The following is a 637-nucleotide window of genomic DNA, read 5'->3' on the forward strand; positions in this document are numbered from 1 at the left end:
GGTGCATATAATCATGATTTACTGGGCCTGAACTTCAGTAAAAAAGGGTATGCCAACATGTGGCGTCTTAAGGAAAATATCCGCATGAACGGTAACCTCTACCCCACCCATGGATTAGGTCCTGTAGCCCAATGCATGAATATTAACCGGGGCGATCAGTTTGATTACCTGACGGCCATGTCTACCAACGACTTCAGCATGGGGCCCAAAGCGCAGGAACTGGCAAAAACAGACCCTTTCTTTCAGCCTTATGTAAATCAAACCTACCGGGGAAATATGAACAATACGCTGATTCGTACGCACAAAGGAAAAACCATCCTGGTACAGCACGATGTCAGCTCTCCCCGCCCTTATTCCCGGATTCACCTAGTAAGCGGCACCAAGGGCATAGCGCAGAAATGGCCAAGCCCGGCAAAAATTGCTTTTGGCCACGAATGGATAAAAGATGATGAATTCAAAGCACTGGAAGAAAAATACACGCTTCCGATCGTTAAACATATCGGAGAAATTGCAAAAGGCGTTGGAGGCCACGGCGGCATGGACTTCATTATGGACTGGCGCCTGATCGATTGTCTGCGGAATGGATTGCCATTAGACCAGGATGTATACGATGCTGCCCTGTGGAGCTCCATTATAC

Annotated in this window: 1 pseudogene; it reads left to right on the forward strand. The window is 47.9% G+C overall.

What is annotated here, in order from left to right:
• Nucleotides 1–637: pseudogene (locus A1D16_RS18345) on the forward strand (acetylgalactosaminidase); the annotation flags it as partial.

Origin of the sequence: Flavihumibacter sp. CACIAM 22H1 (assembly GCF_001601815.1) — a bacterium.
Lineage (GTDB): Bacteria > Bacteroidota > Bacteroidia > Chitinophagales > Chitinophagaceae > Flavihumibacter.